The 17,129-nt window shown below is 55.8% G+C and carries 17 protein-coding genes; 13 read left to right on the forward strand and 4 right to left on the reverse strand.

The window, feature by feature from the left end; genetic code table 11:
- Nucleotides 1-115 precede the first annotated feature (115 nt).
- The 6 genes from nudF (at nucleotide 116) to ACUTQ5_RS18985 (ending at nucleotide 5,671) form a co-directional block, all read left to right on the forward strand.
- On the forward strand, nucleotides 116-748 hold the full coding sequence (nudF, locus tag ACUTQ5_RS18960; protein ID WP_445652492.1) for an ADP-ribose diphosphatase: 633 nt from the start codon (nucleotides 116-118) through the stop codon (nucleotides 746-748).
- On the forward strand, nucleotides 748-1,173 hold the full coding sequence (locus tag ACUTQ5_RS18965) for a DUF1249 family protein (protein ID WP_445652493.1): 426 nt from the start codon (nucleotides 748-750) through the stop codon (nucleotides 1,171-1,173). The genes nudF and ACUTQ5_RS18965 overlap by 1 nt, the downstream gene beginning before the upstream one ends.
- Nucleotides 1,174-1,200: 27 nt before the next feature.
- Nucleotides 1,201-2,028: a 3',5'-cyclic-AMP phosphodiesterase gene (gene cpdA / locus ACUTQ5_RS18970; protein WP_261111915.1), complete on the forward strand. Its 828-nt coding sequence runs from the start codon at nucleotides 1,201-1,203 to the stop codon at nucleotides 2,026-2,028.
- Complete coding sequence (gene yqiA, locus ACUTQ5_RS18975; RefSeq protein WP_445652494.1) at nucleotides 2,028-2,612, forward strand: esterase YqiA; 585 nt, start codon at nucleotides 2,028-2,030, stop codon at nucleotides 2,610-2,612. Before cpdA ends, yqiA begins: the two co-directional genes overlap by 1 nt.
- 170 nt (nucleotides 2,613-2,782) lie before the next feature.
- On the forward strand, nucleotides 2,783-4,678 hold the full coding sequence (gene parE / locus ACUTQ5_RS18980; RefSeq protein WP_445652495.1) for a DNA topoisomerase IV subunit B: 1,896 nt from the start codon (nucleotides 2,783-2,785) through the stop codon (nucleotides 4,676-4,678).
- Nucleotides 4,679-4,774: 96 nt separating this feature from the next.
- A complete protein-coding gene (locus tag ACUTQ5_RS18985) occupies nucleotides 4,775-5,671 on the forward strand; it encodes a LysR substrate-binding domain-containing protein (RefSeq protein ID WP_445652496.1) in 897 nt (298 codons plus the stop codon).
- Nucleotides 5,672-5,680: 9 nt separating this feature from the next.
- Here ACUTQ5_RS18985 and ACUTQ5_RS18990 read toward each other — a convergent pair whose 3' ends face one another.
- Together ACUTQ5_RS18990 and ACUTQ5_RS18995 are read right to left on the reverse strand one after the other, a co-directional pair.
- Nucleotides 5,681-5,989: a putative quinol monooxygenase gene (locus ACUTQ5_RS18990; RefSeq protein ID WP_012146960.1), complete on the reverse strand. Its 309-nt coding sequence runs from the start codon at nucleotides 5,987-5,989 to the stop codon at nucleotides 5,681-5,683.
- 33 nt (nucleotides 5,990-6,022) lie between these two features.
- The gene (locus tag ACUTQ5_RS18995; protein ID WP_445652497.1) at nucleotides 6,023-6,604 is read right to left on the reverse strand and encodes an NAD(P)H-dependent oxidoreductase; all 582 of its coding nucleotides are present in this window, start codon (nucleotides 6,602-6,604) and stop codon (nucleotides 6,023-6,025) included.
- Nucleotides 6,605-6,919: 315 nt separating this feature from the next.
- Between ACUTQ5_RS18995 and parC the strand changes: the two genes are divergently transcribed.
- The 5 genes from parC to ACUTQ5_RS19020 all read left to right on the forward strand — a co-directional run bounded on the left by parC (nucleotide 6,920) and on the right by ACUTQ5_RS19020 (nucleotide 14,202).
- Nucleotides 6,920-9,193: a DNA topoisomerase IV subunit A gene (gene parC, locus ACUTQ5_RS19000; RefSeq protein WP_445652498.1), complete on the forward strand. Its 2,274-nt coding sequence runs from the start codon at nucleotides 6,920-6,922 to the stop codon at nucleotides 9,191-9,193.
- Between the two features lie 240 nt (nucleotides 9,194-9,433).
- Nucleotides 9,434-10,171 (forward strand): 1-acylglycerol-3-phosphate O-acyltransferase, encoded by a 738-nt coding sequence (locus ACUTQ5_RS19005; RefSeq protein WP_012146957.1) that lies wholly within the window; start codon nucleotides 9,434-9,436, stop codon nucleotides 10,169-10,171.
- A 132-nt stretch (nucleotides 10,172-10,303) separates the two neighbouring features.
- Nucleotides 10,304-11,719, forward strand: a complete 1,416-nt coding sequence (gene ftsP, locus ACUTQ5_RS19010) for a cell division protein FtsP (protein ID WP_445652499.1) — start codon at nucleotides 10,304-10,306, stop codon at nucleotides 11,717-11,719.
- 60 nt (nucleotides 11,720-11,779) lie between these two features.
- Nucleotides 11,780-11,965 carry a hypothetical protein gene (locus ACUTQ5_RS19015; RefSeq protein WP_445652500.1) on the forward strand — a complete coding sequence of 62 codons (186 nt, stop codon included), beginning with the start codon at nucleotides 11,780-11,782 and terminating at the stop codon, nucleotides 11,963-11,965.
- A 71-nt stretch (nucleotides 11,966-12,036) separates the two neighbouring features.
- Nucleotides 12,037-14,202, forward strand: coding sequence for a YgiQ family radical SAM protein (locus tag ACUTQ5_RS19020; protein WP_445652501.1), 2,166 nt, complete (start codon nucleotides 12,037-12,039; stop codon nucleotides 14,200-14,202).
- 61 nt (nucleotides 14,203-14,263) lie between these two features.
- On the opposite strand, the gene ACUTQ5_RS19025 is transcribed toward ACUTQ5_RS19020, so the two are convergent.
- Together ACUTQ5_RS19025 and ACUTQ5_RS19030 are read right to left on the reverse strand one after the other, a co-directional pair.
- Nucleotides 14,264-14,869: a transglycosylase SLT domain-containing protein gene (locus ACUTQ5_RS19025; RefSeq protein WP_445652502.1), complete on the reverse strand. Its 606-nt coding sequence runs from the start codon at nucleotides 14,867-14,869 to the stop codon at nucleotides 14,264-14,266.
- 38 nt (nucleotides 14,870-14,907) lie between these two features.
- Nucleotides 14,908-16,110, reverse strand: coding sequence for an ROK family protein (locus ACUTQ5_RS19030; protein WP_445652503.1), 1,203 nt, complete (start codon nucleotides 16,108-16,110; stop codon nucleotides 14,908-14,910).
- A 61-nt stretch (nucleotides 16,111-16,171) separates the two neighbouring features.
- On the opposite strand from ACUTQ5_RS19030, the gene ACUTQ5_RS19035 reads away from it, so the two are divergent.
- Nucleotides 16,172-16,621, forward strand: coding sequence for a hypothetical protein (locus ACUTQ5_RS19035; protein WP_445652504.1), 450 nt, complete (start codon nucleotides 16,172-16,174; stop codon nucleotides 16,619-16,621).
- Nucleotides 16,622-16,754: 133 nt separating this feature from the next.
- The gene (locus ACUTQ5_RS19040; RefSeq protein ID WP_445652505.1) at nucleotides 16,755-17,066 is read left to right on the forward strand and encodes a PTS sugar transporter subunit IIB; all 312 of its coding nucleotides are present in this window, start codon (nucleotides 16,755-16,757) and stop codon (nucleotides 17,064-17,066) included.
- The last annotated feature ends 63 nt before the right edge of the window (nucleotides 17,067-17,129 follow it).

Consider the following 17,129-nt stretch of genomic DNA (forward strand, 5'->3'; position numbering starts at 1 on the left):
ACATTACAGGCAATGGCGGGAAACAGCCTAACATAAAGCTACGGAAGATTATCCCGCCGTTTCTGTCATCAAAACTGTTTATTTTATCGGCATACTCATGCAGGAGAATTCACTTATGAGCCACTCGCAACCGTCGCCCGTTACTCTTGATGAAAATGATGTAGAAATTATTGCACGTGAGGCGCTTTACCGTGGTTTTTTTTCACTCAATTTATACCGTTTCCGCCACCGCCTGTTCAACGGTGACATGAGCCCCGAAATTAAACGCGAAATTTTCGAGCGTGGGCACGCCGCGGTGTTACTTCCCTATGACCCGGTGCGTGACGAGGTGGTGCTGATTGAACAACTGCGGATCGCCGCGGTCGATACCAGTAGCTCCCCCTGGCTACTGGAAATGGTGGCGGGTATGATCGAAACCGGCGAGAGCGTTGAAGACGTGTGCCGCCGTGAAGCGCAGGAAGAAGCCGGCGTCGAGGTCGGGCGGTGCAAGCCGGTGCTGAGCTACCTAGCCAGCCCCGGCGGTACCAGCGAGCGCTTGTCGATTATGGTGGGCGAAGTGGACGCGACTACCGCGGTTGGCATCCATGGACTGATCGAAGAGCATGAAGATATCCGTGTTCATGTGGTCAGCCGCGAACAGGCTTACCGCTGGGTTGAAGAGGGCGCGATTGATAACGCTGCATCGGTGATTGCATTGCAGTGGCTGGCGTTGCACCATGAATCGTTAAGAAAAGAGTGGGCCAATTAATGAAACAGCGCTATACCCCTGATTTCCCCGAAATGATGAGATTGTGCGAAACCAACTTCGCGCAATTGCGCCGCTTGATGCCGCGTAATGATGAAGTGGGTGAAACGGTGACTTATCAGGTGAGCGGCGCCAGTTATCGTCTGACAATTATTGAATCCACCCGTTATACCTCGCTGGTGCAAATTGAACAGACCGCTCCGGCGGTCAGCTACTGGAGCCTGCCTGCCATGACGGTGAGGCTGTATCATGACGCGATGGTTGCGGAAGTGTGTTCAAGTCAGCAGATCTATCGCTTTAAAGCGCGTTATGATTATCCCAACAAAAAGTTGCATCAACGCGACGAAAAGCATCAAATTAACCAGTTTCTTGCTGATTGGTTGCGCTACTGTTTGGCGCATGGAGCAATGGCGGTTCCGGTTTGTTAAACAGACTGAGATAACAAAGGACACCATTTGGAAAGCCTGTTTAAACCGACCGTGGCAAGTGGGGCCAGGGTCAGGATCCTGCAAATAACAGATACCCACCTTTTTGCCGGCGAAAATGAGACTTTGCTTGGCATTAATACCTATCGCAGCTACCACGCGGTGTTGGACGCTATCCTGGCGCAGCAGCGTGATTTTGATCTGGTCGTCGCCACCGGTGATTTGGCACAGGATCATTCATTGGCTGCCTACCGGCACTTTGCCGAAGGTATTGCACGACTGCCGGCACCTTGCGTTTGGCTGCCGGGCAACCATGATTTTCAGCCGGCGATGGTCGACGCACTGGCAGACGCCGGGATTGCCCCGTCAAAACAGGTACTGGTGGGTGACCACTGGCAGGTGCTGTTGCTCGATAGTCAGGTGTTTGGCGTGCCCTACGGTGAGTTGAGCGACTATCAGCTCGAGTGGATGGAGCGCTGCCTGCAAGCCTATCCCGAGCGCTATACCTTAATGCTGCTGCACCATCATCCGCTGCCTTCCGGCTGTACCTGGCTCGATCAACACAGCCTGCGCAACCCGCATATGCTGGGCGCGGTGCTGCTGCGTTACCCGAAAGTGAATACCCTGCTGTGCGGGCATATTCACCAGGAGCTGGATCTGGAGTGGCAGGGCAGGCGCCTGCTGGCCTCGCCGTCCACCTGCGTGCAGTTCAAGCCGCACTGCACCAATTTCACCATCGACGAGGTTTCACCCGGCTGGCGCTATATTGATTTATTGCCGGACGGCCGCGTCGAAACGCAGGTTTTCCGGTTGGAAAACGACGATTTCCGCCCCGATATGGATTCGGATGGGTACTGATGCCTTCGACACTGCTCTATCTGCACGGTTTTAACAGTTCGCCGTTCTCGGACAAGGCAACGTCTTTCAAGGCGTGGCTGGCCGAACATCATCCGCATATCGAGGTATTGGTACCACAGCTGCCGGTTTTCCCGGCGGAGGCTGCCGAGATGATCGAGAACATGGTGATGGAGCGCGCCGGGCAGACGATAGGCCTGGTCGGTTCCTCACTGGGCGGGTACTACGCCACCTGGCTTTCGCAGTGTTTCTCACTGCCTGCAGTAGTGGTTAACCCTGCCGTGAGGCCGTTTGAGCTGCTGATTGACTACCTCGGCAAAAACGAGAACCCCTACACCGGCCAGCAATATGTGTTAGAGTCTCGACACGTTTACGATCTGAAAACGATGCAGATCGATCCCTTGGAGTCGCCGGATTTAATCTGGTTACTGCAACAAACGGGCGATGAAATTCTCGATTATGGGCAGGCGGTGGCGTATTACACCGCATGTCGACAGACGGTGGAGTCGGGTGGAAATCACGCCTTCGTCGGTTTCGAGCATTACTTCCCCCAGATTGTGGATTTTTTAGGGCTAAACTCTGTCTGAATTAGCGATTTATACCCTATGGCTTTCAAGTCGCAGCCAGGCGCCCAGTTCGCTTATCCCCAGGCGCTTACTCTGGTAAGTTACTGGGGTGAGCGAACGCAGGTAACAACGCTGCGGCTTGAAAGACGACGGGTATCGGCACCTCCTACTAACCACGAAAAATTTCAACGATGACTCAATCCAGCTATAACGCTGATGCCATTGAAGTACTCAGCGGTCTAGAACCAGTGCGCCGTCGTCCCGGCATGTATACCGACACGACGCGCCCCAATCACCTCGGCCAAGAGGTGATAGATAACAGCGTCGATGAAGCGTTGGCCGGTCATGCCAAGCGCATCGACGTGATTTTGCACGCCGATCAGTCACTGGAAGTGATCGATGACGGCCGCGGTATGCCGGTGGATATCCACCCTGAAGAAGGTGTTCCTGCGGTTGAGTTGATCATGTGTCGTCTGCATGCGGGCGGTAAATTCTCCAATAAAAACTACCAGTTCTCCGGCGGCCTGCACGGCGTGGGGATTTCGGTGGTTAACGCCCTGTCGACCCGGGTGGAGGTCAACGTCAAGCGCGACGGCAATGTCTACAGCATTGCCTTCGAAAACGGCGACAAGGTGCAGGACCTGGCGGTGACCGGCAGTTGCGGTAAACGCAATACCGGCACCAGCATCCACTTTTGGCCTGACGAGAAGTTCTTCGACAGCCCGCGTTTCTCGGTTTCTCGCCTCAGCCACCTGCTGAAAGCCAAAGCCGTGCTGTGCCCTGGGGTAGAAATCTACTTCATCGACAAGCTGAACAATACCGAACAACGCTGGTGTTATCAGGACGGCCTGACCGATTACCTGATGGAAGCGGTTAACGGCCTGATTACCCTGCCGGAAGCGGCGTTTGTCGGCAACTTTGCCGGCGACACCGAGGCGGTAGACTGGGCACTGCTGTGGCTGCCGGAAGGCGGTGAACTGCTGACTGAAAGCTACGTGAACCTGATCCCGACCATGCAGGGCGGCACCCACGTTAACGGCCTGCGTCAGGGGTTGCTGGATGCGATGCGCGAGTTCTGCGAGTTCCGCAATATTCTGCCGCGCGGCGTGAAGCTTTCCGCTGAGGATATTTGGGAGCGTTGCGCCTACGTGCTGTCGGTAAAGATGCAGGATCCGCAGTTCGCCGGGCAGACCAAAGAGCGTCTGTCGTCGCGCCAGTGTGCGGCCTTCGTATCCGGCGTGGTGAAAGACGCCTTCAGCCTGTGGCTGAACCAGAACATACAGGCGGCAGAACAGCTGGCCGAGCTGGCCATTTCCAGCGCTCAGCGCCGTCTGCGCGCCGCCAAAAAAGTGGTGCGCAAGAAGCTGACCAGCGGTCCGGCACTGCCGGGTAAACTGGCCGATTGCACCTCGCAGGATCTGAACATGACCGAATTGTTCCTGGTCGAAGGGGACTCAGCAGGCGGTTCAGCCAAGCAGGCGCGCGATCGTGAATACCAGGCGATCATGCCGTTGAAAGGTAAAATCCTCAATACCTGGGAAGTGTCTTCGGACGAAGTGCTGGCTTCGCAGGAAGTGCACGACATCTCGGTGGCGATTGGTATTGATCCGGACAGCGAAGATCTCAGCCAACTGCGCTACGGCAAAATCTGTATCCTGGCGGATGCGGACTCCGACGGCCTGCACATTGCCACGCTGCTGTGCGCGCTGTTTGTGCGTCACTTCCGTTCGCTGGTTAAGGGGGGCCACGTCTATGTGGCGATGCCGCCGTTGTACCGAATCGACCTCGGCAAAGAGGTGTTCTATGCGCTGGATGAAGAGGAAAAGGCCGGCGTGCTGGAACAGTTGAAGCGCAAAAAGGGCAAGCCTAACGTTCAGCGCTTTAAAGGGCTGGGTGAGATGAACCCGCCACAGCTGCGTGAAACCACGCTCGACCCCAATACCCGTCGTCTGGTGCAATTGACGGTGAGCGACGAGGATGTGGATCAGACGCTGGCGGTGATGGACATGTTGCTGGCCAAAAAGCGTTCGGAAGATCGCCGCAACTGGCTGCAGGACAAAGGCGATATGGCCGAGCTGTCTGCCTGACAGGTCCGGCGAAAGACTGACTGGCCCGGCTTCCCCGCCGGGTCTTCTTCCCGTAGGGGCGCTGCGTGCGGCACCTGACCACTCTGGGCGGCATGCATGAAAATCACCCTCGAAGAGTTACTGGCCTTTACCACCGTCGTTGACAGCGGCTCCATCACTGCCGCAGCTGAACAGCTCGGTCAGACCACCTCCGGCATCAGCCGCGCACTCAGCCGGTTGGAAAAAAAACTCGATACCACCCTGATGCGCCGCACCACGCGTCGACTGGAGCTGACCGAAGAAGGCCAGAATTTTCTCAACCACGCGCGTGAGATTATCCATTCGGTGGAAAATGCCGAAGAGCAAATGGCGCTGCGCAGGTTGATCCCTGCCGGGAAACTGCGGGTCAACGCTGCCGCTCCGTTTATGGAACACGTGATCGTGCCGCTGGTGGCCGGCTTCCGCCAAAGCTATCCGCAGATTGAGCTGGAACTGAATACCGATAACCTGATCATCGATCTGCTGGAAAAGCGCACCGACATTGCCATTCGCATTGGCGCGCTGCGGGACTCGACTATTCATGCACGTCTGTTGGGCTCCAGCCGCTTGCGTATTCTTGCCAGCCCGGAGTATCTCGCGCGCAATGGTACACCGGGCAGCGTGGAAGCGCTGTGCGAGCACTGCCTGCTCGGGTTCACCCAGCCGGAGTCGCTCAACCTGTGGCCGTTGCGCTATCAGCAGGCGCAGCATTTTACCATTACCCCGACAATTTCGGCTTCCAGCGGTGAAACCCTGCGTCAGTTGGCGTTACGGGGGGAGGGGATAGTGCAATTGGCGGATTTCATGACGCGAGACGATCAGCGTGCGGGGCGACTGATACCCTTGCTGGAACAGGAAACGCTGGATGTGCGCCAACCGATTAATGCGGTCTATTACCGCAATACCCAGTTGGCGGCGCGTATTACCTGTTTTCTGGACTACGTCAGTGCGCATATTGATGCGCAGACGCTGTAGGGGCGCAGCCTAAAGTGCGTTACCCAATACGTGAATGGTCACGCCCAGCACGCTGTCTTTGATGGTGTCACGATGACGGTGCATGTGAGCGATATCCAGATGCTTTTCCAGATGCGCCTGACTGGCCCATTTTTCCAGCATAAACACCGAGTCCGGCGACAATTTCTGCCATGGCGCCTGGGTGTGGCTGTCGATCATTGGCGTATATTCACTACAGCCGTCTTCTGCCAGCACCAGCGGGATCAGTTTCTCAATCGCCTTCAGGACCGTTTCACGGTGGCCCGGTTTGGTTTTGATTTCTGCAATTACGGTGATCATCATTACCTCATTAATTGACGTGCATAGTGCCAGTTAAGCAAAAATTTCGGCCAGATGCTCGCGATAACGTGCGATGTCGCTGTCGATATCCGGTTGTTTAATCACGTCATTACAGATAAAGGTCGGCAGCGCTTCCATGCCCAGGAATTCATTGGCCTTGTGGAAGTGCAGATACACGCCGTCAACGCCGACGCCGTGGAAGAACTGTTCCGGGTCGGTAAAGGCCTCCAGCGGGGCGTTCCAGGTCAGGCTCAGCATGTACTTTTTGCCCTGGATCAGGCCACCGGAACCGTATTTCTTGCCGGCGTCCGAGCGGGTGCGGCCATCGCTGGCGTACAGGCTGCCATGCCCGGCAGTGAACACTTCGTCGATGTATTTTTTCAGGATCCACGGCTCGCCCATCCACCAGCCTGGCATTTGATAAATCACCACGTCGGCCCACAGATATTTTTGCACTTCGGCTTCGATGTCGTAACCGTCATCGACCACGGTAACCTGTACTTGATGTTGCACATCGCGCAGATAGGTTTCTGCCACGTCGCTCATGGTTTGGTTGAGTTCGCCGTCGGAATGGCCGAATTGTTTTTTAGCATTGATAATCAGGATATTGCTCATCTTTCACGGCACCTGTGAGAATTAAAATATGTGATGTCCTCCGCATCAGGTACGGAAAACATTTCGCTGACAGGGAGTGTAATGCTTGGCAATGTAAGTAAAAATGGGATCCAGCGCACAACAGTGTTGACTGTGAGTCAATAAATGCGCCGAGGGATCGCGAAATTTTGCATAAAATCGGCCGATGAACCCGCGACACCGGACGATTGCTGCGCCATCTGTGACAGCCACCCCGCTGATGAGTTACTATCGCGGACAGAATCAACCCTTTGTCGTCCAGGGATTGCCAAGCCACGGTCTGAGGATAATTGAGTAATGAGTGATCTGACTCATGACGGTGTAGAGCGTTTACCGCTGCACACATTCACTGAAAACGCCTATCTGAACTATTCCATGTACGTCATCATGGATCGGGCGTTGCCGTACATTGGTGACGGTTTGAAGCCGGTACAACGCCGCATCATCTACGCCATGTCTGAGCTGGGGCTGAATAACAGCGCCAAATTCAAAAAATCTGCCCGTACCGTGGGTGACGTGCTGGGTAAATACCATCCGCACGGTGACAGTGCCTGCTATGAAGCCATGGTGTTGATGGCGCAGCCCTTCTCTTATCGCTATCCGCTGGTAGACGGCCAGGGGAACTGGGGGGCGCCGGATGATCCGAAATCCTTCGCCGCGATGCGTTATACCGAATCCCGCCTGTCCAAATACGCGGAAGTGTTGCTGGCCGAGCTGGGCCAGGGCACTGTTGACTGGGTGCCAAACTTTGACGGCACCATGCAGGAGCCGAAGATGTTGCCGGCCCGCCTGCCCAACATCCTGCTGAACGGCACCACCGGTATTGCCGTCGGTATGGCGACCGATATTCCGCCGCACAACGTGCGTGAAGTGGCCGCCGCTGCGGTGGCGTTGATCGACAAGCCTGGCGCTTCGCTGGAAGAGTTGCTCGAGTTCGTCCAGGGCCCGGATTACCCGACCGAAGCCGAGATCATTACCCCGCGTGAAGAAATCCGCAAAATTTATCAGAACGGTCGTGGCTCGGTACGCATGCGCGCCGTCTGGAATAAAGAAGACGGCAGCGCGGTGATCACCGCCTTGCCGCACCAGGTTTCCGGCGCCAAGGTGCTGGAGCAGATTGCCAGCCAGATGCGTGCCAAAAAGCTGCCGATGGTTGAAGACTTACGTGATGAATCCGATCACGAGAACCCAACGCGGCTGGTGATTGTGCCACGCTCCAATCGTATCGATCTGGATCAGGTGATGAATCACCTGTTTGCCACGACCGATCTGGAACGCAGCTACCGCATCAACATGAACATGATTGGTCTGGACAACCGCCCGCAGGTGAAAGGGCTGGTGGAAATCCTCACCGAGTGGCTGGCATTCCGTCGCGATACGGTGCGTCGCCGCCTGAACTACCGTCTGGAAAAAGTACTGAAACGCCTGCACATCCTGGAAGGTTTGCTGGTGGCGTTCCTCAATATCGATGAAGTGATCCACATCATCCGTAGTGAGGACGAACCCAAGCCGGTGCTGATGCAGCGTTTTGGTATTTCCGATTCCCAGGCCGAAGCGATCCTCGAACTGAAACTGCGCCATTTGGCTAAGCTGGAAGAGTTCAAGATCCGCGGCGAGCAGGATGAGTTGGCCAAAGAGCGCGATCAACTGCAGGCGCTGTTGGCCTCCGAGCGCAAGCTGAACACCCTGATTAAAAAAGAGATCCAGGCCGATGCACAGGCCTACGGCGACGATCGCCGCTCGCCGATTACCGAGCGTGCAGAAGCCAAGGCGATGAGCGAGCACGACTTTGTGCCGTCGGAGCCGGTGACTATCGTGCTGTCTGAAATGGGCTGGGTGCGCAGCGCCAAGGGCCACGATATCGATCCAAGTGGCCTGAGCTACAAGGCCGGTGACAGCTTCCGCAGTGCGGCACGCGGCAAGAGCAACCAACCGGTAGTGTTTATCGACTCCACCGGGCGCAGCTACGCGCTGGATCCGCTGACGCTGCCTTCGGCGCGTGGGCAGGGCGAGCCGTTGACCGGCAAGCTGACGCCACCACCGGGCGCGACCATTGAGCAGGTGCTGATGGCTGCGGACGACCAGAAGTTGCTGATGGCTTCTGACGCCGGTTATGGCTTTGTCTGTACCTTCAACGATCTGGTGGCGCGTAACCGTGCCGGCAAGGTGATGATTACTCTGCCGGATAACGCCAAAGCGCTGGCACCGATGGAGATCCACGGTGACGATGACATGCTGCTGTCGATCACTGCCGCCGGGCGCATGTTGTTCTTCCCGGTTGCCGACCTGCCGCAATTGTCGAAAGGCAAGGGCAACAAGATTGTCTCCATCCCGTCGGCGCAGGTCGCATCAGGTGAAGACAGGCTGGCATGGCTGTTCGTGCTGCCACCGCAGACTTCTGTGACCCTGCACGTAGGTAAACGCAAGCTGACGCTGCGTCCAGAAGATTTGCAGAAGTTCCGTGCGGAGCGTGGCCGTAAAGGCACCTTACTGCCACGTGGTCTGCAGCGAATCGATCGCGTAGAGGTTGATGCCCCGGCACGTGCGCCTACCGGTGACAGCGAAGAATAAACCTGAGAAGGCTGGATAACTCCACGGGCGCAGCATGCTGCGCCCGCTTTATTTCCCACCACCGGCAATTATTTTCAAATAGTTAACATTTACCGGCATAAAATTATTGTGCGTTTCGTCGGCTGGCGGGAAAATAGCAAAAAAAGGCAGGGCAGCTCTTCGAACTCTGCAATCAAAGAATGAGTAAAGGGATCTGCGCAGCGTTTCAGGCTGCGTCGGCAGTGTGCTAATGAGGTTGTTATGTTATTAATTTTACGTGCCGTGCTCGCCACTCTGTATTGTCTTCTGGTGTGCATTTTCGGTTCTATTTACTGTTTGGTATTCCGCCCCCGCGATCCCCGCCACGTGGCGACGTTCGGTCATCTGTTTGGCCGCCTGTCCGGGTTATTTGGTTTGAAAGTGGAAGTTCGGGTGCCGGCCGATGCGGCCAAAAACGGCAACTGCATTTATATTGCCAACCACCAGAATAACTACGATATGGTTACGGCCGCCAAAGCGGTGCAGCCGCGCACCGTGACCGTGGGTAAAAAAAGCCTGCTGTGGGTCCCGTTCTTCGGCCCGCTGTATTGGGTGACCGGTAACTTGCTGATTGACCGGGATAATCGCGCCAAGGCGCACGGCACCATTGCCCAGGTGGCCGAACAGTTTAAAAAACGTGATATTTCGGTCTGGATGTTTCCTGAAGGTACCCGCAGCCGTGGGCGTGGGTTGATGCCGTTTAAAACCGGCGCATTTCACGCGGCAATCGCTGCCGGGGTGCCGATTGTGCCGATCTGCGTTTCCACCACCAGCGGTAAAATTAATCTTAACCGTTGGGATAACGGTCATGCGATCGTAGAAGTGATGGAACCGATCGATATCAGTAATTACGGTAGAGAAAATGTGCGTGAGCTGGCAGCCCATTGCCATGAGCTGATGCTGGCGAAAATTGCCGAGCTGGACGCAGAAGTTGCCCAGCGCAATGCAGCCGGAAAATAATATTCCTACCGGCTTCAAAGAATGAACTTTTAAACGGCGTAAAACGCCGTTAACGCCTGGGCTCCTGCTAATCTGATTAACAGGAGCCCGGTCTTTGCATACGGTTTAGTCATTGCTTTTCATGGAGAAAATATGTCACTCAGTCGACGTCAGTTTATTCAGGCATCGGGCTTGGCGCTGTGCGCAGGAGCCGTGCCGCTGAGGGCTGAGGCGAGCGGAATGCAGACCCCATTACCTATTCCCCCGCTGCTGGAGTCCCGCCGCGGCCAGCCGCTGTTTTTAACCTTGCAGCGCGCCCACTGGGCATTTATGGATAACCGCAAGACGTCGGTGTGGGGCATTAACGGCATGTACCTTGGGCCGACGGTGCGGGTTTACAACGGCGATGACGTCAAGCTGATCTACAGCAACCGCCTGCCGGAGCCGGTGGCGATGACCATCAGCGGTCTGCAGGTGCCGGGAACCCTGATGGGTGGCGCACCACGCATGATGTCTCCTAACGTTGACTGGTCGCCGGTGCTGCCTATCCGTCAGAGTGCCGCCACCTGCTGGTATCACGCCAGCACGCCTAATCGCATGGCGCCGCATGTTTATAACGGTCTGGCTGGGCTGTGGCTGGTCGAAGATGAAGTCAGCAAGGTATTGCCGCTGCCCAACCACTATGGTGTCGATGATTTCCCGTTGATTATTCAGGACAAGCGACTGGATAACTTCGGCACACCGGAATACGCCCCCCCGTCGCAGGGCGGCTTTATCGGCGATACGCTGTTGGTTAACGGCGTGCAAAATCCTTACGTTGAAGTCTCCCGTGGTTGGGTACGCCTGCGCCTGCTCAATGCTTCCAACTCACGTCGCTACATGCTGCAATTGAGTGACGGTCGGCCGTTCAATGTGATCGCCAGCGATCAGGGGTTCCTGCCGGCTCCGGTAGCGGTGCAACAGCTTTCACTGGCACCGGGTGAGCGCCGTGAAGTGTTGATCGATATGTCAAAAGGCGATGAAGTGACGATCAGTGCCGGTGAGGCTGCGGGCATTATGGATCGTCTGCGTGGCCTGATTGAGCCTTCGAGTATCCTGGTTTCTACCCAGGTTCTGACACTGAAACCGACCGGATTGTTGCCGCTGGTGACCGATAACCTGCCCATGCGCCTGCTGGCGGATGAACTGCTGGACGGCAGTGTCAGCCGCACCCGTGAATTCCGTCTGGGCGATAGCCAGGCCGGGGTCAACGGGGCTATCTGGGACATGAACCGTATTGATGTGCAAACTCAGCAAGGCAGCTGGGAGCGTTGGAATATCCACGCGGATACGCCGCAGGCATTCCATATTCAGGGCGTACGTTTCCTGGTGAAACGCGTCAACGGTGCGCAGCCGATGGCGGAAGATCGCGGCTGGAAGGACACGGTATGGGTCGACGGTGACGTCGAACTGCTGGTTTACTTCAACCAGTCCACTTCGGAACATTTCCCGTTCCTGTTCTACAGCCAGACGCTGGAAATGGCGGATCGCGGCAGCGCCGGCCAGTTTATGGTGCAGCCGGCGCTTTAAGACGGTTGTATAGGCTGCTCCTGGGAAGCCGAATGCAGCATTTTTACATTGTGAAACAGCGTGCGACCGGCCAGCGTCAACGCCTACGATCGCGAACTGCGCGGTCAGTTGGCACAGGTAGCGCAAAGCGTAGGCATTCCGCTGGCCGTGGGGGATCATGTCCGCAACCTGGCCATATTCCCAGTGGGTAGAATCAATCGTCAACTCTGTTTCGTGAAGGTAACTAAATCCACTTTTGTGAAATAACCATGCTCTTTTTGCCACTAGTGCGTATAATCGCCGCCCGGCGATTAATTAACCTGTGAAAGAGCACCAGAATGAGCACGACCAGCCTGATCCAACCCGACCGTGAATTGTTTTCCTATAAGCCTTATTGGGCCGAATGTTATGGCACCGCGCCGTTTTTACCGATGTCGCGCGAAGAGATGGATCAACTGGGCTGGGACAGCTGCGATGTGATCATTATCAGTGGTGATGCCTATGTCGATCACCCAAGTTTTGGTATGGCCATCATCGGCCGTATGCTGGAAGCTCAGGGCTTCCGCGTCGGTATCATTGCGCAGCCGGACTGGAGCAATAAAGAAGACTTTATGCGTTTGGGCAAACCGAACCTGTTCTTCGGCGTCACCGCTGGTAACATGGACTCGATGATCAACCGCTATACCGCCGACCGCAAGTTGCGCCACGATGATGCCTACACCGCCGGCAATGTGGGCGGCAAACGCCCGGATCGCGCGACGCTGGTTTACAGCCAACGCTGTAAAGAAGCCTATAAAGATGTGCCGATCGTACTGGGCGGCATTGAAGCCAGCCTGCGCCGCATCGCTCACTATGATTACTGGTCGGATACCGTGCGCCGTTCGGTGCTGGTGGACTCCAAGGCAGACATGCTGATCTACGGCAACGGCGAACGCCCGTTGGTGGAAGTGGCGCACCGTCTGGCCGCCGGCGAAAAAATCAGTGAGATCCACGATATCCGCAATACGGCGGTGATGCGCAAGGGTGCGTTACCAGGCTGGACTGGCGTAGATTCTACCCGTCTGGATAAGCCTGGCCGTATTGAACCCATTCCAAACCCTTACGGCGACGATCTGCCCTGCGCCGACGGCGGCAAGCCGGAACCAGAAGCCAAACCGGTGACCGTACGCGCTGCCAAGCCGAAGCCGTGGGAAAAAACCTACGTGCTGCTGCCGTCCTTTGAGAAAGTGAAGGCTGACAAGGTTCTGTATGCGCACACCTCGCGTATTCTGCACCATGAAACCAACCCGGGCTGTGCCCGTGCGCTGATGCAGTCACATGGCGATCGCTACGTGTGGATCAACCCGCCGGCCATCCCGTTGACTACGCCGGAAATGGACAGCGTGTTTGCCCTGCCGTACCAGCGTATTCCGCACCCGTCCTACGGCAAGGAAACCATTCCGGCCTATGACATGATCCGCTTCTCGGTCAACATCATGCGTGGCTGCTACGGCGGTTGTTCATTCTGTTCGATCACTGAGCATGAAGGGCGTATCATCCAGAGCCGTTCGGAAGACTCCATCATTCGTGAAATCGAAGAGATCCGTGACAAGGTACCGGGCTTTACCGGCGTGATCTCCGATCTGGGCGGCCCGACGGCCAACATGTACATGCTGCGCTGCACCAACCCGCGCGCCGAGCAGACCTGCCGCCGAGCCTCGTGCGTGTACCCCGAAATCTGCACCTACATGGACACCAACCACGAGCCGACCATCAAGCTGTACCGCCGTGCGCGTTCACTGGAGGGCATCAAGAAGATCCTGATCGCCTCAGGTGTACGTTACGATCTGGCAGTGGAAGATCCGCGCTATATCAAAGAGCTGGCTACCCACCATGTGGGCGGTTATTTGAAGATTGCGCCGGAACACACCGAGGAAGGCCCGCTGTCGAAAATGATGAAGCCGGGCATGGGCAGCTACGATCGGTTTAAACAGCTGTTTGACCATTACTCCAAGCTGGCGGGCAAAGAGCAGTACTTGATCCCGTATTTCATCTCTTCGCATCCGGGCACTCGCGATGAAGATATGGTGAACCTGGCGCTGTGGTTGAAGAAAAACCGTTTCCGTCTCGACCAGGTGCAGAATTTCTATCCGTCACCGATGGCTAACTCCACCACCATGTATTACAGCGGTAAAAACCCGCTGAGTCGGGTCGGTTACAAGAGTGAAGATGTGGTGATCCCGAAGGGTGATCGTCAGCGTCGTCTGCACAAGGCGCTGTTGCGTTATCACGATCCGGCCAACTGGGCGATGATCCGTACCGCGCTGGAAGAGATGGGCATGAAACACCTGATCGGCAACCGTCGCGAGTGTCTGGTACCGGCACCAAGCATCGACGAGCAGCGTGAAGCCAAGCGCTTGCAGCGCCATACCCGTCCGGCGCTGACCAAGCACACTGACATCACCCGTCAGCGTACGCCGACCAATAAGCCGCCGCGCAAGCCAATCCGCAAAAGCAAGCCCTAACGGTTAAGTCAGCGTTAAACGAAAAGGAGAACTTTCGGGTTCTCTTTTTTTGCTTTTAAAATCACAGTTGATCGTAGGCGGCTTCCACTTTCATCAAGTGGCGTGGTGCCTGTGGGGCGGGATGATATTTACGGATATGCCAGTTAAAGGCTTCTGGCGACAGATTGTTAATCATCGAGATAGCCTGCTGGCGGTTGCTGGAGAAGGTCCGTAACAGTGCGCCGGTGCCGTTGACGTAGGCGATGATGGTGGCGTACCGCAGGTTGACAGGATTGTTGATCCCCTTAAGCTGCTGTTTTTGCAACACGGCAATATAGGCGGCACCAAGATCGATATTGGTGTCAGGATCCAGCAGATCGTCTTCGTCCGGGCAGCCGCGTTTTCCTTTGTAACGATAGGCGTCGCAACCTGCGGTATCGGCTTTCAACTGCATTAACCCTATGGCATTTGACCGGCTGATTGCGGCCGGGTTAAAGCCGGATTCCACCTTGATCATCGCAGCGATCAGCTTTTGATCGACATCGTATTTATCCGCAGCATCTTCAATGGCATCATCAAAAGCGTGAGCATTGTAGCTGGTATGTGGTTTTTTGCTGGAACAACCGGCCAGGATCAGCATCAGGCAGACAAGGCCTGCGCGCGAGCAGAGTCGTAGAGTGGGGTTCATGGTGCTCCGTATTGTTTTTGCTGGGATAAAGTCGGACATCATAGCATCTCGGTGAGTGCTTGTTCGACATACAGATAACCAATCCCCGTAACTTGTTGCGCGCGCGTCAGTTGGCCAAAGCCGATATGCGTGGCCTGGGTCTGGATCTGGTCGTGCCGGTCAAAAGGGTTAAATCCGGTCTGACTGATGATGGTGTCCAGCCAGGCCTGACCAAATCCACAGCTGCGCCCGTACAGATAAATACGATTGATATTGAGGATATTAAGGAAGTTATATAGGCTCAGGCCAATCGCCTGGGCGGCGCGTTGCACCAGCACCTGCAACGTAGCATCGCCCTGATGGTAACGGGCAATCAGTTCGGCGGTGGTGGGGGTTTTAATCCTTTCGCCTTCCTGCTGTGTCCAGGGCGCGACCTTGAGCTGAATGCGGGCCTTTTTCTTCAGCGCCGACAGCGAAGCGATGGTTTCCAGACAGCCGTAACGGCCACAGGAACAAAGGCCGCCATCGGGATCGACAATGGTATGGCCAATCTGGCCGCTGCCAAACAGGCTGCCCCGGTAAATCTGCTGATTAATAACAAATGACGAACCTATGCCGTAATCGACGTTAATCACGCAAAAGTCCTGCAAATTGGCGTTATTTTGCCACTTTTCCGCCAGCCCCAGCATCACGCAGTCGTTATCGAGCAAAACCTCGGTCTTCAGGCGCTCTTCCAGCAGGTATTTCATCTCTCCCGGGCCTTCCCACGGGGCCTGCGGCATGCGTTGGGACACCCCGGTCAACGGGTTGACCTGGCCGTGGATCGACAGGGCGATCTTCAGTGGCATACCCTGCTGGCGGCTGTGCAGATGATAGATTTGCATCATTTCCTGCAGCATCGCCTGCGGCGTGGTAGCGACGATCGGCTGCGGGGTGAAGGCGCTGCAAGGCGTCATCAGGCCGTCCACCACGATGCTTTCAATCAGATAAGGAGAGACATTCAGGCACAAAATGTATTGCCCAGCGGCGGCGATGCGGTAACTGCCGCCGCCCAAACCGCGGCTGTGCAGGTTGTGCGGGTCGTGTTCTACCCGCTGCTCTTCCTGCAGTTCGTCGAGAATTTTGCCGACCGCAGGAATAGACAGCTGCGAAAGCCGTGCCAGTGTCGACTTACTGGCGACCTTTTCCCGATACAACAGCGCGCACAACACCCGTTTATTAAAATTACGCACCCGCAGGTTATTCAAACCTTGTAATGCCATTTATTAAACCCCGTTTAGTGTATTGCGTGATGATAGTGCATAAAGTCATCAATAGTGCGGCTTGGCCAGCCTGATCCGCGGCTGCGCACATGAACAATTGGGTGACGACAGCGCGGCCTATGAAGATTTCTACCGTGTCATTTGGAGCGGCAATGGCAAACCGGGCGGCTTCTACGGCCTGGCTCGGGTGGCGGCGCGGCGCGGGGATAATTCGCAGGCGCTGGAGTTTTGCGAAAGCAGCCTGAGCGTTAATGCCAGCCATTATCCGTTGATCGCTCTAAAGGCATGGTTGTTGCAGCACCTGGGACAGGGGGAACAGAGCCTGGCCTATATTGTGCAGCACCTGGCCGCGTTACCGCGTTGCTGGCTGAATAACGGGTTTAGCGGCTGGACGGGCCAGGCAAACATTCAGTGGCGGAGCAGGGGAGCGGGCTGCGCCACCTGGTCAAAGGGGAGCGTTTCAGCCAGACCTTGCTGCTCGGTTATTCAGCGCTTTAAGCCCGGAAATTAAAATTCGGATCTTCTTCACAGAACCCGCTCAAATCCAGTAACCGGTTACTGAAACCGGTTGCTGTTTTTTTGTTTTTGAAACCATACTCATTTCTCAACTGACTGATTTGCACCTATTGGCTACAGGAGAACGAATGAAAAAAATATTCTTATGCTGCGCCGCCGGTATGTCCACCAGCATGGTGGTGAGTAAAATGAAAAAGTCTGCCGAACAGCAGGGTATTGAGGTGGATATTATTGCCGTGGGCATTGATGAGTTTGAAACCACGCTGGCGAATTACCAATGCTGCCTGCTTGGGCCACAGATTAAATATAAGTTGGCCGATTTTAAAAAGATTGCCGACAGGGAAAATAAACCGATCGCGGTTATTAACAGCATGGATTACGGTATGATGCGCGGCGATAAAATCCTCGCCGAAGCCTTAACGATGCTCACGCAGCACTAATCCCACCTGGGCGCCTGCTGCAGCCTGTTGCCGCCGGCTTTCTCGCCCTGTGACCATTGACTC

It is taken from the genome of Serratia sp. NA_112.1 (genome assembly GCF_052691715.1).